The organism is Anoxybacillus suryakundensis, from assembly GCF_001418025.1.
Taxonomy (GTDB): domain Bacteria; phylum Bacillota; class Bacilli; order Bacillales; family Anoxybacillaceae; genus Anoxybacillus; species Anoxybacillus tengchongensis.
Genome location: NZ_LIOK01000011.1, coordinates 1 through 22,292 on the forward strand (window position 1 = coordinate 1; position 22,292 = coordinate 22,292).

Genomic DNA, 22,292 nt, shown 5'->3' on the forward strand with positions numbered 1-22,292 from the left:
AGCGCGTTAGAAAAACGGGTACCGGTCGTCATCCCAGCGTTAGAGAGCCTTCCGCATATGCCGGCACGTTGGGCAAGGCTCATTGTCATGGCTCAAGAGATGTTGACCCAACAAGCCGCATCCTAAGGACGGATTCGGCGGAGCGTACCCTTGACCATCCGAACCTCGCCAAAGGTAAAATCAGGATAGGGCAAGGGCTGCTTTCCTATGCCCTTCTTTTCTGCCCTTGCCCTTACTGACCGTTTTTCTCCTTTGGCGAGTGTTGGTCAAGGGCGAATCCGATTCCACCATCCCCTTTATTTCCCTTCAAAAGGTAGCCCGTGATGACTTTTCATAGATTTTTTGACGCTACCCAACATTTTCATACACTTCTATTATATCGCATCGTTTTTACGTTAGGCACGTTTAAATCCTTCACCAAGCACTTCCGCCGCATCCATAACGACGACAAATGCAGACGGATCAATGGTTTTCACTAATTGTTTCAATTTTGTGAACTCACTTTGTGCCACAACGCACATGAGCATCGTGCGCTCTTTTTCTGTATATCCGCCGTATGCATGTAGTTTTGTCACACCGCGGTCAATTTTATGCAAAATCGCTTCTCGCACTTGTTCTTCTTTCGTTGTAATAATCATTGCCATTTTTGAATTACCAAAGCCAACTTGAACAAAATCAATGGTTTTACTTGTAACAAATAACGCAATTAATGCATATAACGCACGTTCCAAATCAAATACAAAAGCGGCTGTTAAAACAATTAAGCCATCAATTAAAATGACGCACGTTCCTAACGATAAGCCCGTATATTTATGAATAATTTGAGCCGCTAAATCCGTTCCCCCAGTCGATGCACGCCCACGGAATACAATACCTAATCCGACACCAACACCGATGCCACCAAATAGTGCCCCAAGTAATGGATCGTGCGTTGCTGGTGCCATGTCATGCGTTAAATAAACAACAAACGGCAAAAAAGCAGTGCCAACTAACGTTTTGACACCGAACTGTTTTCCAAGCAACAACACACCTGCAATAAATAGCGGAATGTTGAGCGACCATTGTACATAAGCAGGCTGCCAGCCGAGTGTCGCATGCAAAATGGTACTAATACCGCTCACACCACCTGAGGCAACGCGATTCGGAAGTAAAAATAAATTGAATGCAACAGCCACAACGGCCGAGCCAACAAGAATGTATACGTATTCCAATATTTTTTCAACGACTGGATTTGTTATGTTGTTTCGTTTACGCATGCTTCTCACCTTCCCTCGTGAGTATAGCATGCCCGACATAGGAAGTAAATGACATCGAATTAACGCAATAATGATTTAATATAGTGAAGTTAATATACATCTCCTCGATTTCCAATAGCCTCGATGTAAATCATTTGCTCGTGGTGATCAATGCGGAAAAGAATGCGGTATGTGCCAACACGTAAACGGTACAAACTTTGTTGTCCTCTCATTTTTTTAATGTCTCCTTGAGGGGGACTGTAAAGCAATCCTTTTAATGCTATAGCGATCCGTTCTTGTACTTCTTTCTCTTGCTTAGCAAGAAATTTTACTGCTTCCTTACGGTAAATCAACCTGTAAGCCAAATTCACGTTTTGCATCACCACCGGTCATGTATCCTTCGTCTCCTTGTAACTGGCGGTTTTCCTCTTCTGTTAACAACGCTTCTTCTTCACTTACTTCCTCCATCTCATCCCACCATTTATGATCTTTTTTTGATCTTTGCAGTAAATACAATAAAAATTCGTAGGCTGATTTTTGGTCGGATTCGCTTAACTGTTCAATCATCTCATGGAGCACTTTTTTGTCTACTGCCATGTTACTCCCTCCTTTCGTTATGTCCAGATTATCACGCTCTTTTTTTAGATGTCAATAATATACAACAAAAGGTGCCCGTGCCGGACACCTCACCCTTGTTTTAATTTTGAGCGTAAATAGGCGTCAATAAAGACATCAATTTCTCCGTCCATCACCGCTTGTACGTTTCCAACTTCCGTGTTTGTTCGATGATCTTTTACAAGCGAATACGGATGAAACACATAAGAACGAATTTGGCTTCCCCAGCCAATTTCTTTTTGTTCCCCGCGAATTTCAGCAAGTTCCGCTTGTTGTTCCTCCAATTTCTTTTGATACAATTTCGCCTTTAACATATTCATCGCTTTTTCGCGGTTTTTAATTTGCGAACGCTCTGATTGGCATGTGACGACAATGCCTGTTGGAATATGTGTAATGCGTACAGCCGAATCTGTCGTATTGACGTGCTGACCGCCGGCACCGCTCGAACGATACGTATCGACTTTTATTTCATCTGGACGCACATCAATTTCAATGTTTTCGTCAAATTCAGGCACAACTTCGCACGAAACGAACGACGTATGACGGCGACCGGAAGCGTCGAACGGTGAAATACGGACGAGGCGGTGAACCCCTTTTTCCGCTTTTAAATATCCGTATGCATTATGCCCTTTAATTAACAACGTGACACTTTTAATTCCGGCTTCTTCACCCGGTAAATAATCGAGCGTTTCCACTTTGTATCCTTTTTTCTCCGCCCAGCGCGTGTACATACGCAACAACATCGACGCCCAATCTTGCGACTCTGTTCCACCGGCGCCAGGATGAAGCTCTAAAATGGCGTTATTTTTATCGTACGGCTCATTTAATAGGAGCTGTAGTTCAAACTCACTAAAATCTTTCGATAGCTTTTTCGCTTCAGCTACGAGCTCTTTTTGCAATTCTTCATCTGGCTCTTCTTTCACGAGTTCGTATGTCACTTCTAAATTTTCGAACCGCTCTTCTAGTGAGCGAAACTCACCGACTAAATCTTTGAGCGCATTTGCCTCACTAATTACCGCTTGAGCTGCTTTTTGATCATCCCAAAAATGAGGCGCAGCCATTTGTGCTTCTAGTTGTTCAATGCGCGCTTCTTTCGTTTCGAGGTCAAAGAGACCCCCTAATATCCGCTAATCGCTTAGCCATTTTTTCAAGCTCTTGCTTAATTTCTACTAAATCAATCATGTCCTTCACCTCAACCATTATTGTATGCAAACGTCTCGGCGGACGCAACATAACGAAAGCGAGGGAACATCCCTCACTTATCGTCCGCAACAATGTTTATATTTTTTTCCGCTTCCGCACGGGCACGGATCATTTCGGCCGACTTCCACCGCTTTTTTCACCGGCTTGCGTTTTACTTCCTCGCCTTCTTTCGGATGAACAGCTTCTCCTTTGGCTACTTCTTGTCGCTCAAGATTGCTTTCGATTTCCGCTTTCATGATATAGCGGGCGACTTCTTCTTCAATAGAAGCGATCATTGCCTCAAACATCGCATACCCTTCCATTTGATATTCACGCAATGGATCAATTTGACCGTATGCTCGTAAATGAATGCCTTGGCGAAGCTGTTCCATCGCATCGATATGTTCCATCCATTTCATATCGACCGCACGTAAAACGATCACGCGTTCAAACTCGCGCATTTGTTCCGCTGGAATGCGGCTTTCTTTTTCATCGTAACGCGTGCGCACTTTGTTCCAGATGAATTCAATCATTTCTTCTGGATCTTTGCCGCGCAAATCGTTGATCGTCACGTCTCCTTCAGGAAGAAGATTCGCCTGCACATAATCAACGATCGCTTGCACATTCCATTCTTCCGGCATATCTTCATCTGGAGTATGCATACGAACGACGCGCTCAATCACGGATTGAATCATTTTTTCAACGATATCGCGCAAGTTTTCTGAATCAAGTACTTGGAAACGTTGACGATAAATAATTTCACGTTGTTCACGCAATACATCGTCGTACTGCAATAGTTGTTTCCGTGCATCAAAGTTGTTTCCTTCTACGCGTTTTTGCGCAGATTCAACCGCTTTCGACACGATTTTACTTTGAATTGGCTGTGAATCGTCCATACCTAAACGATCCATCATGGCCATCATATTTTCTGAACCGAAGCGACGCATGAGCTCATCTTCGAGCGACAAGTAAAATTGCGATACTCCTGGGTCTCCTTGACGGCCAGAACGTCCGCGCAATTGGTTGTCGATGCGGCGGCTTTCGTGACGTTCTGTACCGATGACCGCTAAACCGCCAAGCTCGCGCACACCTTCACCGAGTTTAATATCCGTTCCGCGTCCTGCCATGTTCGTCGCAATCGTTACCGCACCTTTTTGACCTGCTTGGGCGATAATTTCTGCCTCTTTCGCATGGTTTTTCGCATTTAATACGTTATGGCGAATGCCGCGCTTCGTTAACATGCTTGACAACAATTCAGACGTTTCAATCGACACCGTACCGACGAGGACAGGTTGTCCTTTCGCATGACGTTCCGCAATATCCTCGACAACTGCACGAAACTTTCCTTCCATCGTGCGATAAATTAAGTCTGGACGATCATCACGAATGACTGGTTTATTTGTCGGGATGACGACAACTTGCATATTGTAAATGTTGCGAAACTCTTCTTCTTCTGTTTTCGCTGTTCCCGTCATCCCCGCAAGCTTCTCGTACATACGGAAATAGTTTTGGAACGTAATCGTCGCCAGCGTCATCGATTCATTTTGAATCTCAAGCCCTTCTTTTGCTTCGATCGCTTGATGAAGCCCATCGCTATATCGGCGTCCGCGCATGAGGCGACCGGTAAACGGGTCAACGATGACGATTTTTCCGTCTTCAACGACATAATCGACGTCGCGCTGCATGACAACGTGCGCACGCAATGCTTGGTTAATATGATGGTTTAACGTCACATGTTTTAAATCGAATAAGTTATCGATTCCAAACGCGCGCTCTGCTTTGTTCATTCCTTCTTCCGTGAGCTGCACGCTTTTCGTTTTTTCATCGTACGTATAATCGACATCCCGTTTTAATGTGCGAACGAACGCATTCGCTTGAATGTACAATTTTGTAGACTTTTGCGCTGTACCTGAAATAATGAGCGGTGTACGCGCTTCATCAATTAAAATCGAGTCCACTTCGTCAATAATCGCATAATGAAGCGGACGTTGTACCATATGTTCTTTATATAACACCATGTTATCGCGCAAATAATCGAAACCGAATTCGTTATTCGTTCCGTACGTAATATCGGCGTTGTAAGCCGCTTGTTTTTCTTCGCGCGACATATTGCTTAAATTTAGTCCGACAGATAAGCCTAAAAACTGATACAATCTGCCCATTTCGTTCGCGTCGCGGCTAGCTAAGTACTCGTTTACCGTCACGACATGGACGCCTTTTCCTGTTAATGCATTTAAATAGACAGGCATCGTTGCGGTTAACGTTTTTCCTTCCCCAGTCTTCATTTCAGCGATGTTGCCTTCATGAAGCGCGATGCCTCCCATTAATTGCACTTTATACGGATACATGCCAAGCACGCGCTTTGCTGCTTCGCGAACAACCGCAAACGCTTCAACAAGCAAATCATCAAGCGTTTCTCCTTTTTCAAGACGAGCTTTAAATTGCTCTGTTTTTTGACGCAATTCGTCATCAGAAAGCTGCGCCATTTGCGGACCGAGCGCATCAATTTCATTCGCGATTTTTTCTAATCGCGCAATTTGTCGTTTATTCGGATCAAACACTTTTTTTAACATTCCAAGCATACAAAAACGCCCCTTGCTTATATAGTCGCTAATTACCATCATATCACTTACAAGAAAAGGTGACAACTCATACGGAAAAGGGGATGGGAAAAAAGAAAAAACCAGCTTCTTCGCTGGATTACACTTGCGATTGTAGTTGCTCGATAGAGGCTTCGACTCTGAGTAAGCGTTTGTTGAGGGCGTAAATTTCAAATCCTTTTTCGTCGATCTTTTTATAAATGTTTTGCAGTAATGTGCGCACATCGTCGGCTAGTTGAATTTCTAAACGTTGCACTGTTTCTTTTACGTCGCTTAGCTGTGTTTCAACATGCTCGAGACGTTTCTTGACATCGCACATCTCTTCCTCCAGGCGACTGATGCGCTCATTTGTTTCTTTCATTTCTTGTTCAAGCGCATCTAACCGACTTTCCATATTAGCAAACCGCTCGTCAATCTGCGCAAACCGTTTATCAATCTGGGCAAATCTTTCATCAATTTGCGCAAATCTTTCGTCGATCTGCGCAAAGCGCTCATCAATTTGCTTAAATCTCTCATCGATCTGGGCAAATCTTTCATCAATTTGCTTAAATCTCTCATCGATCTGGGCAAAGCGCTCATCAATTTGCGCAAATCTTTCGCGCACTTCTTGTTGAAATTGCAAAAAATGACTCTCAATACTCGTCAACTTCCCTAAAATTTCACGTAAGATTGCTTCCACCTTTTTTCACCCCCTTTCACATTATACCACCCTCTGTCTTATGTCGACAGAGGGCGGTAGGATTAGTTCGCTTCAATTAAGCCATATTTGCCGTCTTTTCGTTTGTAAACGACGTTTGTGCGGTTTGTTTCCGCATTAATAAAGACGTAAAAGTTATGGCCAAGCATATTCATTTGTAAAATCGCTTCTTCACTATCCATCGGTTTTAAGCTAAAACGCTTCGTACGTACAACTTCAAATTCTTCTTCCTCATGCTCTTCTGTTGCGACAGGAGCAGTTGTTGTAAGCGTCACACCGTTTACTTCTTTTTCACGCATTTTTCGATTCACTTTCGTTTTATGTTTACGAATTTGGCGTTCGAGTTTATCGACAACCAAATCGATTGCCGCATACATATCGTCGTGGCGCTCTTCCGCACGCAATACAATTTGTGGCATTGGGATCGTTACTTCAATTTTCGATTGTTTATCGTTATATACTTTTAAGTTAACGTGAACAGTAACTCCTTCCGTTGATTCAAAATAACGTTCTAACTTCCCGATTTTTTTCTCGACATATTCTCGAATCGCTTGTGTAACCTCGATGTTTTCTCCGCGAATGTTGTATTTCATACGCTGTTCCTCCTTTTATGAAAGGTTGATTACTTATTTCTACAATTCCCTACAAAACTCCTCCTCAATCGTCACATTTTTTGTGAAAAAATGATGAACAAAATGATGGATAATTATGCTATAATTTATAGATGATGAAAAAGCGTTCGTATTTTTCTGCTGAGGTGTGATCGCATGCGCAAAGTGCATATATTTGAAGCAAAAAGTGGCGATGTGCTCGCCGTCGATATTTACGGACCGAACGGTGCCGTTTTGCTTGCTAAAGGAGTCAAACTGACCGACTCATACATTCGCGGATTGCGCGAAAACGGCATTCGTCATATTTATATTCACGACATTTTTACATTTGACATTGAGGAAAAGCCAACGATTAGCCCGGTTGTACGACAACAAGCCGTAAAAAAAGTGTACGAAACGATGACGGAACTCATCGAAGAACAAAAAGCTGTTCAACGCGTATCTTCGCTAGATCTCGGGCAAGAATATCAAAAAATATTTAAAGAAATTTTAGACTACTTATTGAGCAGGGAAAACTTGCTCATTAACTTATCCGACCTTGTTATTTCAAAGGGATATTTTTTTCATCACTCGGTCAACGTCGCAACGATCGCAGGTGTCATCGGATTAGCGAAAGGTTATTCCTCGCAACAATTGCTCGATTTAGGTGTTGGGGCGCTTTTATTTGATATCGGCATGACGCAAATTCCGAGTGCACTTTGGGCGAAAAAAGGGCCTCTTAGCCCTGAGGAACGCCGAATTATATCACATCATACGGAATTTGGATTTGAACTATTGAAAAAGCAAAATAATATTTCACCATCTTCCGCTTACTGTGCCTTACAACATCATGAACGTTTTGACGGGAGCGGTTACCCGCACAAAGCAGCCGGCAAATACATTCACGAATTCGCGCGCATTATTGCGATCGCAGACGTGTTCGATGCGCTCACTTCACCGCGCGATCATCGCCAACAACATTCGCCACACGAAGCGGCCGAATATTTATGCGCAGCTGGCAACACGCTGTTTGATTACGAGCTCATTAAAACGTTTTTAAAATACGTCGCCATTTACCCGCTTGGCACAAACATTGTACTCAACACAGGATACCGAGGCGTCGTCTCAAACATTTTCCCAGAATATCCGCTTCGTCCTGTCGTTCGTATTTTACAAAACCCAAACGGTGAAACGCTAAAATCACCATTTGAAATCGACTTGCGAAAAGAAGTAAACGTCACCATTGTAGAAGCATTTTAAACAGCACCCGTTTTTGTGAATATGTTAATATATGACAAAGAGGAGAGCTGTCTGCCCTCCTCTTCTTATTGTTCAACATATGGACGAAGATGTTGCATCATGCTTACTTTCCACGCTTCAAACGCTGGCGCTACATATTTTTCAACAATTTGCTTCTTTGCGTTTGGATCGTGTAGTTTTCCGTCTAATTTCCACGCCTCTTCTACGACGGCGGAAAATCGTTGTAGCTCATTCAATAGTGCGACATCATCAGCGAAAAAATGTGCAAGCGATCGCTCATTTGTCTGTTCAATTTGACCGAACGCTGTAAAAATATCCGCAAGCACAACATCCCCTTGCGTACGCCCATAATTGGAAAAACTTTCAATTACGTAATGAAATCCTTCTTCAATTGTGTCCAATAGCGCTGCATAGTGACGAACGACCGTCAATTGTTCTGGAGTTAACTGAGTCATCATGATACCTACCTTCTTTTATCGTAAAACATGCCGTCGCTCGCTAACGAATCGTACAAGTCGTCATAACGATCGACCGCTTCTCTTGTTTGTTTAATTTGCTTTAAGTCTTGCTGGATTTGTTGTTTAAATTGCCGAAGAAGATTGTTTGTCTCACGATCTAACGCAAGCAACTGTTTCCCCATTTTCTTTTCTTCTTCCGTTAACGTTGCAGGCAGTTGCTTGAGAAGCTGTTCCCGCTTCTCAAGCATTTCCTCGATTTGTTCAATCACCGCATCACGTTTTTCTTTTTCAATCGGCTCGCGAAGCAATTCAACCATTGCCTTTGTTATGCCCAAAAGCTCCGAAACAACGCTCATTACACGTGACCGCCTTGCGCGTATTGACGTTGACGATTTAGTTGAATCACTTGCTTCCACGTATCACGGAACTCTTTGACATATCCTTCAACTTCTTCTAAAATCGCGATGTCGCTTTTAATATTTGCTTCAACTAAACGACGATACATATAGTCATACATCGTCATCATCGATTTGGCTACTTCATATTCCATATTGAGCGTCACCATCAACTCTTGAATAATTTTTTGCGCTTTTAATAAATTTGTATTGCGCGCTTCAATATCTTTCTCTTCGATCGCTTTCTTCGCTTGCGCAATAAACTTTAGGCAACCGTTATAAAGCATAAGCGTCAATTCCCCCGGTGACGCTGTTTGCACCGCATTTGTTTGATATGATTGATATGGGTTCATCTTTCAACCTCCTAATTATTGTGCTCCACCGCCAAAGGCATTCATGAGATACATACTTTGCGAGTTTGCACGTTGCACTGCTTTTTCCATCGCGGAAAACTGCTTCCAGTAGCGATCTTCTACTCGTTTTAGCCGATCTTCGGCCGCACTAATGCGCGTATCAATGTCAATAATACTTTTTCCAATGATATACTGATTCGTAGCTTTTAACGTATTTCCTGCTTTATCTTCAATACTTTTGATCGTCTTTTTAATTTCATCGCGAAGTTGGCGGACAATCCCTTTCGCATTTCCTTCACCGTTGTTGCTAAATAGACGATAAATCGCATCTGGATTTTCTTCAATTTTTTGTCTTAGTTTCGCTTCGTCAATAATTAACTTTCCGCCTTCTAAATAGTTTGGCGTCGTTGTAATGCCAATTTGTGCAAGTTGAGAAAATCCGTCCGCCACTCCATCCACTTTTCGATAAAGTGCTTGGCGCATGCTAGAGAGGGCGTTTGACAAAATCGAATCACCGCGCAAAATGCCGCTTTTCGCTTTTTCCTCCCACTTTTCCGCCTGCTTTTCCGTCAACTTCTCGCGCTGTTCATCTGTAAGCGGCTGATAATCGCGATAACGCGTTTCTTTTAGCTTCTTATTGATTTCATCGATCGTTTCATTATATTTATCAACGAATGATTTAATCGAATTAAAAATCGCATCGGTGTTTGTTGAAGATGTAATCGTCACCGTGCCTGCATGCGTATTTTTCAATGTATATGTCATGCCGTTAATTGTAAATGTGTTCGATGTGCGTTCTGTTTGAAGACCGTTAATTGTAAATTTGGCGTTTTGACCTGTTCCCGCGTCTTGTTGTAAAAACGTTTTCGTGATTACATTTAATGGATCGCTTGCATCAACCTGTATATCTAGGTTAAATCCTAATTTAGTGAAAAGCTCCGCACCACTTGTAACTTCAATAGAAGATCCACTGCCCGTTTGATTTTTAGTAATGACCATTTTCTGTGTAAAATCATCATAAAACGCACGAACGCCTAATTTAGTATCTTGATTCAATTTTGAAATCAACGTACTCAATGTTTCCTTACTTGGGTCAAGTGAGATAGTAACCGTTTCTTCAACACTGCTACCTGGATTTTTTACTTTAAACTGTAAAGAAGTTGGCATTACCTCTGTACCTAAAAATAATGTGCTCAACTGGTCATTCGCACTTATATTAATCGTATTTTGAGACGTCCATCTTGCCGCTGTCGCAAGTTGTGTAATATTGCTAATTTCTACCGTTTGGTTCGCAGCAGACGGAGTCCCAGTTGCTGTCACAACGTTTTCATTCGAACTCGTCACTTTTTTCTGCAAAAACGTGCTTTGGCGCATCACGCCGTCGAAAATATGTTTATCTAATGCGTCTAGTAAACGATTCATATCGCGATATGCATCGCGTTGCCACTCAAGTAATTGCTTTTTTTGTTTTAATTTATCAATTGGCGCACGCTCCACTTTCATTAAATCGCCAACGATTTTGTCGATGTCCATACCGCTTGCCAATCCACCTATACGCATCATGCTCATATGTGTCACCTCCTAAATTTTTCGATCAACAATTAAACCGACAAATTTCATCATCGCTGCATACATATCTAACAGCTTTTTCGGTGGAATTTCGCGCACGACTTCTTTCGTTCGTTCATCAATAAGCTGGACGTAATACTCTTTTAAATCTTCATGCACGTTAAACTTTAACGACGTATGGCTCGGTTGTAAAAATTCGTTCATTCCCTTGACGATTTCTTCAAGTTTTTCTTTTGAAATACGATCTTCTTCTTGTTTTGCGTTTAGTTGTTGTAAAGTGGTTTGCTCTTGTTTCGGTTGTTCTGCTGGGCGTTCTGTCGTTTTTTCGCTCACCGTTTTTTCATACATATATGTGGAAGAAAGAGAAGAAGAAATTCGTTCAATCATCACCGTTCGCTCCTTTGCATATACGTTCCTACTGTTTATATCGGATGGAAGAAGGGAAATTTGAAGGGGGAAAAGAAAAAACCTCTCGTTCGTTAGAGAGGCTAAATACACTAAAAATCCATCAACATGGTTACTACTGTCTCAATACCTTTAATCGCTCACTCGCCTTTTCATATCCTTCGTGTGCTGATTGTTTGTAAAAATGGATCGCTTTCCCCATTTGTCCTGTCACTTCGTAAAAAACGCCAAGGTTATAAGCCGCTAAAAAGCTACCTGTTCCGCGGACACGATCGTATTTATCCGTCTCACCAATTTCTAAACAGCGAATGAAAGATCGCTCGATGGACGAAAATACATACGCGTATCGCTCCATATTGTAAAACATCGCATCCATATAAAATAACCCGCATACGAAATGAAAATCAGGGGAATCATGTAGCCTTTTTTGTTCCTGTGCAATGACCTGTAATCCTTTTTCGAACGAACGATTCGCGATCAATGTATATAAATAATCAATGACTAAACTATGACGATACCATGCCCCAAGCGGTACAAGGCGATAACTTTCCTCAAAATATTTTTCCGCAACGTTGAATTGCATCAATAACTTATATTGTTTACCAACTTGGTATAAAACATAATCATCTGTCGGATGTTGACTTAGTTCTTCCAACAGTAGCTGTAAATTGCGTTCCGTTTTATTTGTGTAAACATATCCATCATGATACACTTCCACATCAACATTTTTGCGCGGAAAAGGTGAATCGACTTGTTCGTGAATTTTCCCAACATATGTGACACCTTTAGGGAGAAGGCGCGATAAGTAACTCTGTGCATATCTTTTCTCCCCATTTTGCACAAATTCATCTATTCGCTTAATTCGCCCAATCGTTCTCTCATTCGTTTCAATAAAATGTCGAATGATATGTTTACAGTCATTTACAATATACTCATCTGCATCTAACACGAGATTCCAATCACACGTCGATTGCATAAGCGCATAGTTGCGTGCTGCTGAAAAATCATTTACCCATTCAAAATGAAACACGTTTGCACCAAATGAACAAGCGATATCTTTTGTCCCATCAGTAGAGCCTGTATCAACAATAATAACATCATCAACGATATGTTGAACGCTTTGTAAGCAGCGGGCTAAATGTTTTTCTTCATTTTTTACAATCATCACTAGAGCTAATGTTTTCAATATTTCACCTCATTGAACTGTTTTCGTTTCCGAAAAATATGAGATCAACTATTTATAAGTACAGTCATGAAGCTCATACTATTTATATCATTTGCACGCAGTATATCTAATACTGTCTTTAAATATTGCTTATTGTGTTCAATTGTTTTAGAAAAGGATTGAATCAACATCACCACCAATTGCTCATTGAGCCCTCGATGGAAACGAGCAATTCCAATCAAATGTAACCTAATTAACGTATAATGAACAACAATCATGACATAACTATCAAATACATCTTCTTTGTCAATTGGAAATAAATTTTTAAACACGTAATTGACCAAATAGTTTTCTAACATATAGCCTTTTTCTTTCATAAATGGCTCATAATACTTCGTAATCCCCTCTTCATAACACTCTGCCATTCGCTCAATGTTATCACTGCCACCAAATCCTTGAATCATTTGTTCTAAATATTGTACATATTTATTGTTTTGAAGCCCCATCTTTTTTCTAATTTCGATAAGCTGTTGACAAATAGAAAGTTGAATACCTAGCTTTTTAGGAAGGGTAGCTATATGCTGTTTGACGAATAAGTCATCCAACATTTGATAAGTATATTGACAAATTTGTTCAAACATAACGTCAATATGATCCTTGTTTTCACTAATTTTTTTCAAAAACATTCCTAATACGATGAGACGTTCCTCCAAAGAAAGTCTTCTATCTTGTAAAATTTGAATACATAGGACACGAATCGGCCAAAAATATTTTCTTACCCCTTTTTCATTATTTAAATGAAGTGCAGAGTGATAAGCAGCTTTTTTTTCTACTTCTCCTTCTATTTCATCGAACTCAATTCCATTTGGATTTAGCAACACCAATCGTGCAATTTCCGGACAAGATAATGTACCACTTTTCTCCACTACATCGTTAACTAAATTAAATGTGCGTGGATAAATGGCACATGTGGAGCATAAAAAGTCCTCTCCCAACTCTTCATGTATACGACAAAGCTTCTCTTCTGAGAGAAATGGGCATGCACCACTCTCGTTCATTCGAATGTTTGCATAATCAAATTTTGATGTGTTATTTTTATTTCTTTTGATCACTTGTTCATTTTCAGCAAACAAACGATGAGTTGTCTTTTTATATTTTTTATATGTGTCTCGATCAATCCATACATTCCAACCTACGCAACACGTATCCTCACATTCCCCACCAATACATCGAAACGAATGCATATACTGCGGAACTAACATTTTTGCCGTTCGCTTTTTGTTCACATGAAACACTCCTAACAGACGTATTAAGAAATTGACTTCTACTCATAATATCGGCAAAAAAGCAAAAACATAAAGTATTTATTGCTCTTCTGAACAAAGGGGAACGTGTAAAAAAATAAATTACGATTATTACGGTAAGTGATGGCGATTTTCGACTACGTCTATCAAATAGAAAAAGAGACCTTAGCAAACCTAAGGTCTCTTTTTGCTTTATTAACGGAGCAATTGTAATACTCCTTGTGGTTGTTGGTTGGCTTGCCATGCCGCAACGTCTTTCGATCGTTGTGTAGACTATCTCTTCACCTTTCTAGCCATTTGGCTAGCGAAGGGCTGGGCACTTCGGGAATTTCCCTACAGACTTCATCACCATAGCCCTCGCCTTAGGTGGTATGTCCTAGTCGTTGAACCTTCTCCAGAGTTTCCTCACAGGAGCTTGGCTGCTGATTGCCCATTGTTCCATCTTTCCTTTTTTCACGCCGTCACGCCTGCCGTTTCCAGCTTCGTTGTGGCAAGGAAAGCTTTAGGGCTTCCCAGCAATTCACCCAGTCATCCTCTTAGCCGTTTCCAGCTAAGACGCCCTTCCAATCAAATTACCGAAGGAGTTGCAATACGCCTTGTGGCATTTGATTGGATTGAGCCAACATTGCTTGTGCTGCTTGAGAAAGAATGTTGTTTTTCGTAAACTCCATCATTTCTTTCGCCATATCTACGTCGCGAATACGTGATTCCGCAGCTGTTAAGTTTTCTGCTGCATTGTCAAGATTCGCAATCGTATGCTCTAGGCGGTTTTGCATTGCTCCTAAGTACGAACGACCTTCAGAAACAGTCTTAATCAAATCATCTAACTTGCTAATAGCGCCGGCCGCTCCACTTTGAGTACTAATATCTTCACCTTGAGCATCACTAACGATATCACTCAAGTCAATTCCCTTAGTTGTCAAATCTAGTTCGATGGTATCATCTTTATTGGCTCCCACCTGTAGCACAAGCTTACCACTAGAGTTTACATTGCTTCCCGAAGCACCTTGGAACAATTCTTGTGTGTTGAATGTCGTCTTATCTTTAATTCTTTCTAGCTCTTTTCCAAGTTGTTCAAACTCATCTTGAAGAGCTTCCCGATCTTGTGAAACGTTCGTGTCGTTTGAAGATTGAACAGCTAACTCGCGCATACGCTGTAAAATAGCATGTACTTCTTGTAAACCGCCTTCAGCTGTTTGAATTAACGAGATACCGTCTTGTGCGTTTCGAGATGCTTGCTCTAAGCCGCGAATTTGGCTACGCATTTTTTCAGAAATCGCAAGACCTGCTGCGTCGTCGCCTGCACGGTTAATACGAAGACCAGAAGACAATTTCTCCATGTTTTTTGCTGTAGCGCTTTGCCCGATTGTTAATTGACGATGCGTATTTAACGCCGCGATGTTGTGGTTAATTCTCATTTCATATTCCTCCTTGAATTTGTTTTCCCACGTCCATGTGGTTTAGCTAGCAAGAATGAAGTCGGCCGCCCTTCTTTCTTGCCCTCACGTTTATTATCGGTTGTTTTTTTCAAAGTTTAATAGGTTGCGAAAAAAATTTTATACTTTAATGTCAAGAAATTGTGAAAACGGCGATGGTTGTTGTATTTCTTTGACGATGCGAGCAGGATCGTCCTTATGTTTATTAATGATTTCGTTTAATGCTTGTTCGGCGATCGCTTTGTTGTCTTGAACGATGCGAGCGATGACGCCAGGGACTTGAACACCGCCGATGCTAACGCTCATTTTCTTCCCCTCCTTTCTTTAATCGATGAGATAGCTGTTGAAGCGAAGTCATGGAGGCGAGTGATGCTGCGTTGTTTTCTTGTTGGATGGCGAGATATATTTCTTTTCGATGCACGTCAATATGTTTCGGTGCACGAATGCCAAGTTTCACTTGATCGCCGTCGATGGCGAGAACGACGACTTCAATGTCATCGCCAATTTGGATCGCTTCTTTTAATTTGCGCGTTAACACAAGCATGTTCTCGCCCCCTTATTTCGCTTCAACCGTTTCTGGAAACAAGCGATGTTTCGTTTTATACGGTGTATTTGTTAAAATGACTTGCTTGCCGATTCGTTCGTGGACGTTAATGACGATAGGTGCTTGTAAGTTTGCCGTCGTGTTTGTAAACGGTTCGGCGACCGTTAAAATGACGTATAGCGCGACATCGTTTTCTGCTTGAATGTTTAGTTGTTCGCACGTCGCATCATCGAGTTCAACTTCGTACGTTGGAAAATAAGAAAACGGCTCGATCATGACAAACGCTACGTCTTTATTTTGTACCGATTGTAAAATTGTAAATGGTGAGTCATGAATCGGCAGCAATGCAAACTGCTTTTCATGTTCAAAACCCGGTAGCCCGTTTTCAAATGAAACGATCGCCATGTCAGACAGCTCGATCGTTCCGTGATATTTCGTTTCGATGTTCATCTTCATCCCTCATTTATACGCTCACATCGATGCGCAAGTTGTTATGACGTGCTAAATCGATATGCACGACGTTCGGTTTATAGTCGATTTGTACAGGGCGCGGTTCGATATGAATGCGCGCTCCTGACGTTTGCCAATTCATCTCGATGCGCCCTTGTTCGAAGCCGATTTTTACGCTAAATGGGCGTGGAATTAGCCCAACGTTATAGTCGAAAGGTGGGCGCTCGCTGTTCGCTTGCGCTTGCATCGCAAGCACGTCGCCACCTTGTTCAATGCGCATTAATTCATCGCCTTGCATCGCTGTCGTTTCTAAATATGATAACCAGCTCGCATAACCGTCTTGCGCTGCTTCTTCAATGCGGCGAAAAATATGTTTTAAATCGACATCGGCACGCGCTTCCGTTTGATCGATCGTTAAGCGCGGAGGCGTCGTTTTCATTTCCAGCTGCGGTTTCGGTTGTTCAATCGACAGCTCGGCTTGTTGTTGGCGCATATGCATATATCCGCGCTCAATCGTGATCGATAATTGCGGAAATGTCGCTTGCATCGTTAGCTGCGGGATTTTCATTTCAACTCATCCCCTTAACGTAAAAAATCAACGAGCGTCGGCTGAATGATGCGCGCACCGACAGAAAGCGCAGCGCGATGAACGCTTTCTTGCGACTTTAATTCGGTAATAATTTTTTCAATGTCCGCATCTTCGTTATCTGAAATCATTCGTTTCGCGATCAGTTGTTGTTCAGAAAGACGTTGTTCAACAAGTTCTAGACGGTTGACGCGCGCCCCTAATTCTGCCCGTTCGGCAAGGACGTCGTTTATATGTCCGTCTAATTGAGAAAGCAAATTGTCTAAATTCCCTGTTGGATTGGCTAATTCGTTTTCAATTTGCTGCAACGTATTAAACAATCCTTGGTTAAATACATTATTAGGCGTGACGTTAATTTTTAGTTTTACTCCCTTGGCGACTTCGACCATAAAATCATCGTTGTTGTTGTTAACCGTCGGTGGGGTGCCGTCTGTCACAGGCGCTTGTTCAATTTTTGTGCCGTTAAAAATATATTTCCCTGCTACTTTCGTGTTGGCGACTTGTACTAAGTCTTTTTTCAACTGCTCAATTTCCCGCGCGATCGCTTGACGGTCTTCTGGACCGAGCGTGCCGTTTTTCGCTTGTACGACAAGCTCACGAGCGCGTTGCAATACACTTGTTGTATGACCTAACGCTGATTCCGAATTTTCCATCCACGTGTACGCTTCAGAAAGGTTGCGTTGAAACTGCTCGATTTCTGTTAAGCTCGTACGATAATGCATCCCTTTCATCGCCACGACCGGATCTTCGGATGGGCGATGAATTTTTTTCCCTGTCGCCAATTGTTGTTGATACGTACCGAGTTTATCGTAACTTTTACTTACGTTACGAAGCGTATTATTCGCAAGCATCATTTGTGTTACACGCATTTACTGTTCACCTACCTTCCGACAATCCCCATATTGTTAATAATTTTATCTAGCATTTGATCGATCATTGTAATCATGCGCGCGGAGGCGTTATATGCATGTTGAAATTTCATCATATTCATCATTTCTTCATCAAGCGATACGGAGCTAACTGCCATGCGTCGTTCATCAACCGATTGGCGAAGCACTTCGCTATTTTGCGATAACCGTTTCGCCTCTTGCGCATTCACCGCCATTTGCCCGATTAAACTTTCATAAAAGTTTTGGATCGTTGTTGTGTTTCCTGCGATATTCATCATTCCGTTTTTTACTTCGGCTAACGCTTGCGCATTGCTTCCGTCACCAATTTGTCCTGATGCTGATGCGGCAATATTGTCAAGTGAATCTTTAATGATTTGTGCGATATCTAACGTTCCAGCTGGATCAGCTGGGTCATAGGTGAAAAATGGCTTAGTGGATGGAGAAGTCGCATTATTTTTTATTTCCGCCACACTCCATCCATTAGAATGCACCGTATTAAACTGATCAGCAAATGCTTTTGCCATGGCATTTAAATCTCCTAGCATTTCGGGATATAACCCTCTCGTCGTTGTACCTCCGTCTTCGCTGTAACCATAAGAATAAAGAAGAGCTCCTACTTTTCCGTTTTCTTTTAAGCGCTCAAATGTTGAAAATGATGCATCGCCAAGAGAAAAGCTAACAATTGGCCCCGTCTTAGCTACGTTATCTTGATATGTCACTTGAAATTCATTGACTTTCCCAAGTCGTCCATCAACAAGCGTGCCGATGACTGTGCTACCAGTTCGATCCACTAACTCTACCGTAAAACGTCCTTCCGCAATTTTTAATGCACTTCCGCCACTTGGCACAGGAGTTACTTTAACGTTCACATATTGCGACAACTCATCTAACAGCCGATTTCGTTCATCATATAAATCGTTCGGCAAATAACCATGCACTTCGACTTCGCTAATTTGTTTGTTTAAGTCATTTAACTGACGCGCCAATGAATTTACAGCTTTCACTGTTACGTCAAGCTCATTTTTTATATCATCACGAATCGACTTTAACGAGCTTGATAAGTAATGAAACGTTTCAGCGACCGCCATGCCGCGCTGACGGACGACGGAGCGCGCACCTGAGTTTGACGGATTGACGGCTAAATCTTGAAGCGACTGCCAAAAACGGTCAAGCGTCTTCGCAAGCCCTTCGTCTGACGGCTCGTTCATAATTTCTTCCATTTTATACAACGCTTCTGCGCGCGTATTCCAATAGCCGTATTTCATATTTTCGCCACGATATTGGACGTCTAAAAATTCTTCGCGCATTCGTTGCACGGTGCCGCCTTCCACACCTGTTCCCATTTGCCCTGGCACGACAGGACGGTTTTTCGACGCAAACGGATATGGCGGCGTTTGTTCAAAGTTTACCCGTTGGCGCGAGTAACCTGGCGTGTTGGCGTTTGCGATATTATGCCCCGTAACGTATAGCGCTTGTTGTTGGGCGGTCATCCCGCGCCGTACCGTTTCTAATCCATGAAATGTTGAAAGCACAAAAAAACCCCCTTACGTTTTTGCTTCAAACGACGACCGTGGCGGCAATTCATCCGTTCGCTTCGGGTCATACGTCACATCTTGTTCGTTCGGTATCATGAGATCAAGGGTAAAATGAATGAACTGAAGCGACTGTTGCAATAGTTGCATATTGAGCTCGTTTTGCTCTTTCAACCGTGCGATTGTTTCGCTTAAATCGCTTGCTAAGTGGAGAAGCTTTGTACGTTCCGTTTCTTCCAACTGTTCTGCGTAACAACGAACCGTTCGCTCTTCTTCAGGTAAATGTGAAAGAAGGCTCATTCGTTCGCTCTCGAGCTGGCGAATGGCCATGACATATTTTTGTTCTTTCGCCATCATTTGTTGCAACGCATGAATGTCGCCTTTTTTAATCGCTTCTGTTTTTTGTTGTGCCAGCTGCAACAGTCCACGGTGAAATGTCAGCAGCTTTTCCATAAGATCGATCATGTTCATTCGCTCCGTCATCGTTTATAATAGCGCAACACGCTTTCCGCAATGGCACGCGCATCGATCGCATACGTCCCTGCTTGCACTTCTGCTTTTAACCGCTCCATTTTTTCTAACCGTTCCGAAGAAAATTTCGCCGCTTCTTGCAATTCTTTCGCCGCGCTTGAAATTTCGACTTGATCTGTTTTTTTCGTCGCTTTTGTTGGTTTTTCAACGCGCGACGTCCGTTCATACGGATTGACGCTCATCGGCTGAATACGATTAATTTTCATCATCCCACCTCGCTTTTCCCGTTCTTCTTTCCTTATGATTATTATCGGCTAAAAGAAAAAAATGTTTAGTCGTCTCTCTCTGTAAAATATGTCGTTTGACGCTTCGCTTGTTTTTGTCGTTCCTCTTCTCGTTGAATTTTCGTCATTTCTTTCTGGATACCACCAATGCACTTTGAACATAGTCGCCCTTCACGTATCGTTGCTCCACACTTTTCGCACGGATAACCGAGGTTCGGAAAATGAACGAGCTGCAGGCGTCCTTTTTTAATCCATTTAACAATTAACGCTTCTTCTACTCCTGTGGCATCCACTACTTGTGGCATCGTTGCTGTTCGATTTTCCCGTTTTCGAATAAATGCGTACACTTTTTCAAACAATTTTTCTTCTTCTTTATAACATGCCTCGCACACATCTCGAAATTGCGTCTTCACAAACAAACTTCCACATTTTGGACAGTTATCTAACATGCTTTCCCCTCCCTTATGTGTAAATATTAATAATCAATCCTTGAATTTCACCGACGAGTCCAAGCAAATCAAGTCCCTTTTTTTCTTTTTCCAACACCGCATTTGTCAGCTCGACTAACTTTTGATCGACTTCTTTCACAAGCTTATAAATTTTCGTCCGTCCCCCGCGACTAAATCCGCGCTGTTCCTCGAGCTGCAAACTATTTTTCACTGCATCGTCTAAAAATTGCTTCACAAGCTTTTTATATTTTTTTAAATCTTCTACCGTTTGCGACTCAGCTAACCTTTTCCCTTGCGCTTCAATTTCTTGCGCCATCGTTTGAAAACGTTCAAATAACACGTCGCTTTTTTTCTTATGCATCACTTCCGTAAACGACACCGATTCCATCGGCGCATCGTCTTTTTTTTCGACACGATTCAACGACGCCCGCGATACTTTTTGCACTTCCATCATCGTTCACACCTTTTTTCTTTTTATTATGCCACACGTACAAAAAAAGGGCGAGGTCGCATCGACCTACCCTTTTTACCCATTAGCTTTTTAACAATTGCAAAATTCCTTGTGGGAGCTGATTTGATTGCGCGAGCATCGCCTGTGCTGCTTGGTTTAAAATGTTGTTTTTCGTAAAGTTCGTCATCTCCATCGCCATATCTGTATCGCGAATGCGTGACTCCGCAGACGTTAAATTTTCATGCGCTGTTTTTAAGTTGTTGATTGCATGCTCAAAACGGTTTTGGTAAGCGCCAAGGTTGCCACGTTCTGTGGAAACTATATTAATCGCATCATCAATCGTTGTAATAGAACTCGATGCTCCAGCTGCAGTAGAAACATCTAAACCGCTAACACCTAACAGTGATGATGTCATACCTGCTATACTTATTTCTACTTCCTCTCCTTCATTTGCACCAATCTGGAATTTAACATTAATAAAACTATTATCCAGCAATGGCGTGCCATTAAATGTTGTTTTATTCGCAATGCGATCAATCTCTTCAATTAATTGCTCAACTTCATTTTGAATATGTCCACGATCATCATCTGTATTTGTACCATTTGCCGCTTGCACTGCTAATTCACGCATACGTTGAAGAATGCTGTGAATCGAGTTGAGCGCCCCCTCCGCTGTTTGAATAAGCGAAATGGCATCTAATGCGTTGCGTTCTGCAACTTCTAATCCGCGAATTTGCGAGCGCATTTTTTCGGAAATGGCTAAACCTGCTGCATCGTCTGCTGCGCGGTTAATGCGTAAACCAGAGGAAAGTTTTTCTAAGTTTTTCGCTGTATTCGATTGGTTGACCGCTAAGTTACGATAAGCGTTTAATGCTTGAATGTTATGGTTGATTCTCATTTTTTTCTCTCCTTTACTCTGTCATAATAAATTGTTCATATGTCGCCGCTTTTTTTGCCACAACGTTTGTTGTCGGTTGTTTTTTTAGTGCCTCGTTCCATGCTGTCGCAATGTCTTTGGCGATCGTTAACACTTCTTGCATCATGGCTACGTCTTTTTTCATATTGGCATCAATAAGACGCTCGGCCATATAGTTGTATAGCGCATCTAATTGATGAGCGATAATGCCTGCGTCATAATTTAACCCAACACCTAGTCGTTGTAAAATATCGTTTGCTTTTTGCAATAGTTTGTTGGCATAAGAGTAGTCGCCTTTTTTTGTGCTTGCGATCGCTTCTTCTACACTTTCAATTAACCCTTCATAAAGTAGCGCTGTTAATTGTTGCGGCGTTTTTTTATACACCGCTTCTTCTGTTAAAAATTCCACGCGCTCACTCTCCTTTTATCGTTCACCTACTTTATTTATCGTCACG

Annotated in this window: 28 protein-coding genes; 1 reads left to right on the plus strand and 27 read right to left on the minus strand. The window is 42.0% G+C overall.

Annotated elements, in window-relative coordinates:
* Positions 1–395 precede the first annotated feature (395 nt).
* From ASC42_RS09120 to hpf, 7 genes are all read right to left on the minus strand, one after another.
* Positions 396–1,256, minus strand: a complete 861-nt coding sequence (locus ASC42_RS09120) for a YitT family protein (RefSeq protein ID WP_055441493.1) — start codon at positions 1,254–1,256, stop codon at positions 396–398.
* A gap of 89 nt (positions 1,257–1,345) precedes the next feature.
* Positions 1,346–1,606, minus strand: coding sequence for a type II toxin-antitoxin system RelE family toxin (locus ASC42_RS09125; protein WP_055441494.1), 261 nt, complete (start codon positions 1,604–1,606; stop codon positions 1,346–1,348).
* Positions 1,575–1,832 carry a hypothetical protein gene (locus ASC42_RS09130; RefSeq protein ID WP_032101205.1) on the minus strand — a complete coding sequence of 86 codons (258 nt, stop codon included), beginning with the start codon at positions 1,830–1,832 and terminating at the stop codon, positions 1,575–1,577. Before ASC42_RS09130 ends, ASC42_RS09125 begins: the two co-directional genes overlap by 32 nt.
* 89 nt (positions 1,833–1,921) lie before the next feature.
* A protein-coding gene (gene prfB, locus ASC42_RS09135; RefSeq protein WP_141653514.1) for a peptide chain release factor 2 occupies positions 1,922–3,029 on the minus strand; the annotation gives its coding sequence in 2 pieces (ribosomal slippage) (positions 1,922–2,956 and positions 2,958–3,029; 1,107 coding nt in all).
* Positions 3,030–3,109: 80 nt separating this feature from the next.
* Positions 3,110–5,614 carry a preprotein translocase subunit SecA gene (gene secA, locus ASC42_RS09140; RefSeq protein ID WP_055441496.1) on the minus strand — a complete coding sequence of 835 codons (2,505 nt, stop codon included), beginning with the start codon at positions 5,612–5,614 and terminating at the stop codon, positions 3,110–3,112.
* 118 nt (positions 5,615–5,732) lie between these two features.
* Entirely contained in the window at positions 5,733–6,311 is a 579-nt protein-coding gene (locus ASC42_RS09145) for a coiled-coil domain-containing protein (protein WP_021093732.1), read from the minus strand.
* Positions 6,312–6,373: 62 nt separating this feature from the next.
* Entirely contained in the window at positions 6,374–6,922 is a 549-nt protein-coding gene (gene hpf / locus ASC42_RS09150) for a ribosome hibernation-promoting factor, HPF/YfiA family (RefSeq protein WP_021093733.1), read from the minus strand.
* 174 nt (positions 6,923–7,096) lie between these two features.
* On the opposite strand from hpf, the gene ASC42_RS09155 reads away from it, so the two are divergent.
* Positions 7,097–8,179 carry an HD-GYP domain-containing protein gene (locus tag ASC42_RS09155; RefSeq protein WP_021093734.1) on the plus strand — a complete coding sequence of 361 codons (1,083 nt, stop codon included), beginning with the start codon at positions 7,097–7,099 and terminating at the stop codon, positions 8,177–8,179.
* Between the two features lie 65 nt (positions 8,180–8,244).
* Here ASC42_RS09155 and ASC42_RS09160 read toward each other — a convergent pair whose 3' ends face one another.
* From ASC42_RS09160 to fliS (ASC42_RS09255), 20 genes are all read right to left on the minus strand, one after another.
* Complete coding sequence (locus tag ASC42_RS09160; RefSeq protein ID WP_035062849.1) at positions 8,245–8,634, minus strand: DUF8042 domain-containing protein; 390 nt, start codon at positions 8,632–8,634, stop codon at positions 8,245–8,247.
* Positions 8,635–8,642: 8 nt separating this feature from the next.
* Positions 8,643–8,993: a flagellar protein FliT gene (fliT, locus tag ASC42_RS09165; protein WP_021093736.1), complete on the minus strand. Its 351-nt coding sequence runs from the start codon at positions 8,991–8,993 to the stop codon at positions 8,643–8,645.
* A complete protein-coding gene (fliS, locus tag ASC42_RS09170) occupies positions 8,993–9,385 on the minus strand; it encodes a flagellar export chaperone FliS (protein WP_042535029.1) in 393 nt (130 codons plus the stop codon). Before fliS (ASC42_RS09170) ends, fliT begins: the two co-directional genes overlap by 1 nt.
* Positions 9,386–9,400: 15 nt before the next feature.
* Positions 9,401–10,954, minus strand: coding sequence for a flagellar hook-associated protein 2 (locus ASC42_RS09175; RefSeq protein WP_042894883.1), 1,554 nt, complete (start codon positions 10,952–10,954; stop codon positions 9,401–9,403).
* 12 nt (positions 10,955–10,966) lie between these two features.
* Positions 10,967–11,341, minus strand: a complete 375-nt coding sequence (gene flaG / locus ASC42_RS09180; protein WP_021093739.1) for a flagellar protein FlaG — start codon at positions 11,339–11,341, stop codon at positions 10,967–10,969.
* A 133-nt stretch (positions 11,342–11,474) separates the two neighbouring features.
* Positions 11,475–12,545: a glycosyltransferase family 2 protein gene (locus ASC42_RS09185; protein ID WP_240468856.1), complete on the minus strand. Its 1,071-nt coding sequence runs from the start codon at positions 12,543–12,545 to the stop codon at positions 11,475–11,477.
* Positions 12,546–12,589: 44 nt separating this feature from the next.
* A complete protein-coding gene (gene fliB / locus ASC42_RS09190; RefSeq protein WP_055441497.1) occupies positions 12,590–13,810 on the minus strand; it encodes a flagellin lysine-N-methylase in 1,221 nt (406 codons plus the stop codon).
* 590 nt (positions 13,811–14,400) lie between these two features.
* A complete protein-coding gene (locus ASC42_RS09195; RefSeq protein WP_042894880.1) occupies positions 14,401–15,246 on the minus strand; it encodes a flagellin N-terminal helical domain-containing protein in 846 nt (281 codons plus the stop codon).
* A 138-nt stretch (positions 15,247–15,384) separates the two neighbouring features.
* Positions 15,385–15,570, minus strand: a complete 186-nt coding sequence (locus tag ASC42_RS09200) for a hypothetical protein (RefSeq protein WP_009362420.1) — start codon at positions 15,568–15,570, stop codon at positions 15,385–15,387.
* Positions 15,560–15,808, minus strand: a complete 249-nt coding sequence (csrA, locus tag ASC42_RS09205) for a carbon storage regulator CsrA (protein WP_042894877.1) — start codon at positions 15,806–15,808, stop codon at positions 15,560–15,562. Before csrA ends, ASC42_RS09200 begins: the two co-directional genes overlap by 11 nt.
* 12 nt (positions 15,809–15,820) lie before the next feature.
* Positions 15,821–16,258, minus strand: a complete 438-nt coding sequence (fliW, locus tag ASC42_RS09210) for a flagellar assembly protein FliW (protein WP_021095723.1) — start codon at positions 16,256–16,258, stop codon at positions 15,821–15,823.
* A 13-nt stretch (positions 16,259–16,271) separates the two neighbouring features.
* Positions 16,272–16,826, minus strand: coding sequence for a DUF6470 family protein (locus ASC42_RS09215; protein ID WP_021095722.1), 555 nt, complete (start codon positions 16,824–16,826; stop codon positions 16,272–16,274).
* Between the two features lie 14 nt (positions 16,827–16,840).
* Complete coding sequence (gene flgL, locus ASC42_RS09220) at positions 16,841–17,713, minus strand: flagellar hook-associated protein FlgL (RefSeq protein ID WP_021095721.1); 873 nt, start codon at positions 17,711–17,713, stop codon at positions 16,841–16,843.
* Between the two features lie 11 nt (positions 17,714–17,724).
* Complete coding sequence (flgK, locus tag ASC42_RS09225) at positions 17,725–19,266, minus strand: flagellar hook-associated protein FlgK (RefSeq protein WP_021095720.1); 1,542 nt, start codon at positions 19,264–19,266, stop codon at positions 17,725–17,727.
* 12 nt (positions 19,267–19,278) lie between these two features.
* Complete coding sequence (locus ASC42_RS09230) at positions 19,279–19,731, minus strand: flagellar protein FlgN (RefSeq protein ID WP_021095719.1); 453 nt, start codon at positions 19,729–19,731, stop codon at positions 19,279–19,281.
* A 14-nt stretch (positions 19,732–19,745) separates the two neighbouring features.
* A complete protein-coding gene (flgM, locus tag ASC42_RS09235; RefSeq protein ID WP_021095718.1) occupies positions 19,746–20,003 on the minus strand; it encodes a flagellar biosynthesis anti-sigma factor FlgM in 258 nt (85 codons plus the stop codon).
* Between the two features lie 65 nt (positions 20,004–20,068).
* Entirely contained in the window at positions 20,069–20,470 is a 402-nt protein-coding gene (locus ASC42_RS09240; protein ID WP_021095717.1) for a TIGR03826 family flagellar region protein, read from the minus strand.
* A 13-nt stretch (positions 20,471–20,483) separates the two neighbouring features.
* Complete coding sequence (locus ASC42_RS09245) at positions 20,484–20,921, minus strand: YaaR family protein (RefSeq protein WP_035063520.1); 438 nt, start codon at positions 20,919–20,921, stop codon at positions 20,484–20,486.
* A gap of 82 nt (positions 20,922–21,003) precedes the next feature.
* Positions 21,004–21,819: a flagellin N-terminal helical domain-containing protein gene (locus ASC42_RS09250; protein WP_055441498.1), complete on the minus strand. Its 816-nt coding sequence runs from the start codon at positions 21,817–21,819 to the stop codon at positions 21,004–21,006.
* 13 nt (positions 21,820–21,832) lie between these two features.
* The gene (gene fliS, locus ASC42_RS09255) at positions 21,833–22,246 is read right to left on the minus strand and encodes a flagellar export chaperone FliS (RefSeq protein ID WP_021095714.1); all 414 of its coding nucleotides are present in this window, start codon (positions 22,244–22,246) and stop codon (positions 21,833–21,835) included.
* Between the last annotated feature and the right edge of the window lie 46 nt (positions 22,247–22,292).

Coding starts and splice junctions, on each gene's coding strand:
- flgL (WP_021095721.1), bottom strand. CDS start 17,713: ATGCGTGTAACACAAATGATGCTTGCGAATAATACGCTTCGTAACGTA.
- csrA (WP_042894877.1), bottom strand. CDS start 15,808: ATGCTTGTGTTAACGCGCAAATTAAAAGAAGCGATCCAAATTGGCGAT.
- ASC42_RS09195 (WP_042894880.1), bottom strand. CDS start 15,246: ATGAGAATTAACCACAACATCGCGGCGTTAAATACGCATCGTCAATTA.
- ASC42_RS09155 (WP_021093734.1), top strand. CDS start 7,097: ATGCGCAAAGTGCATATATTTGAAGCAAAAAGTGGCGATGTGCTCGCC.
- fliW (WP_021095723.1), bottom strand. CDS start 16,258: ATGAACATCGAAACGAAATATCACGGAACGATCGAGCTGTCTGACATG.
- ASC42_RS09240 (WP_021095717.1), bottom strand. CDS start 20,470: ATGTTAGATAACTGTCCAAAATGTGGAAGTTTGTTTGTGAAGACGCAA.
- ASC42_RS09130 (WP_032101205.1), bottom strand. CDS start 1,832: ATGGCAGTAGACAAAAAAGTGCTCCATGAGATGATTGAACAGTTAAGC.
- ASC42_RS09250 (WP_055441498.1), bottom strand. CDS start 21,819: ATGAGAATCAACCATAACATTCAAGCATTAAACGCTTATCGTAACTTA.
- flaG (WP_021093739.1), bottom strand. CDS start 11,341: ATGATTGAACGAATTTCTTCTTCTCTTTCTTCCACATATATGTATGAA.
- fliT (WP_021093736.1), bottom strand. CDS start 8,993: ATGAGCGTTGTTTCGGAGCTTTTGGGCATAACAAAGGCAATGGTTGAA.
- ASC42_RS09200 (WP_009362420.1), bottom strand. CDS start 15,570: ATGAGCGTTAGCATCGGCGGTGTTCAAGTCCCTGGCGTCATCGCTCGC.
- ASC42_RS09230 (WP_021095719.1), bottom strand. CDS start 19,731: ATGATCGATCTTATGGAAAAGCTGCTGACATTTCACCGTGGACTGTTG.
- ASC42_RS09120 (WP_055441493.1), bottom strand. CDS start 1,256: ATGCGTAAACGAAACAACATAACAAATCCAGTCGTTGAAAAAATATTG.
- ASC42_RS09160 (WP_035062849.1), bottom strand. CDS start 8,634: ATGACTCAGTTAACTCCAGAACAATTGACGGTCGTTCGTCACTATGCA.
- fliS (WP_042535029.1), bottom strand. CDS start 9,385: ATGAACCCATATCAATCATATCAAACAAATGCGGTGCAAACAGCGTCA.
- hpf (WP_021093733.1), bottom strand. CDS start 6,922: ATGAAATACAACATTCGCGGAGAAAACATCGAGGTTACACAAGCGATT.
- ASC42_RS09215 (WP_021095722.1), bottom strand. CDS start 16,826: ATGAAAATCCCGCAGCTAACGATGCAAGCGACATTTCCGCAATTATCG.
- ASC42_RS09245 (WP_035063520.1), bottom strand. CDS start 20,921: ATGGAAGTGCAAAAAGTATCGCGGGCGTCGTTGAATCGTGTCGAAAAA.
- flgM (WP_021095718.1), bottom strand. CDS start 20,003: ATGAAAATTAATCGTATTCAGCCGATGAGCGTCAATCCGTATGAACGG.
- ASC42_RS09175 (WP_042894883.1), bottom strand. CDS start 10,954: ATGAGCATGATGCGTATAGGTGGATTGGCAAGCGGTATGGACATCGAC.
- secA (WP_055441496.1), bottom strand. CDS start 5,614: ATGCTTGGAATGTTAAAAAAAGTGTTTGATCCGAATAAACGACAAATT.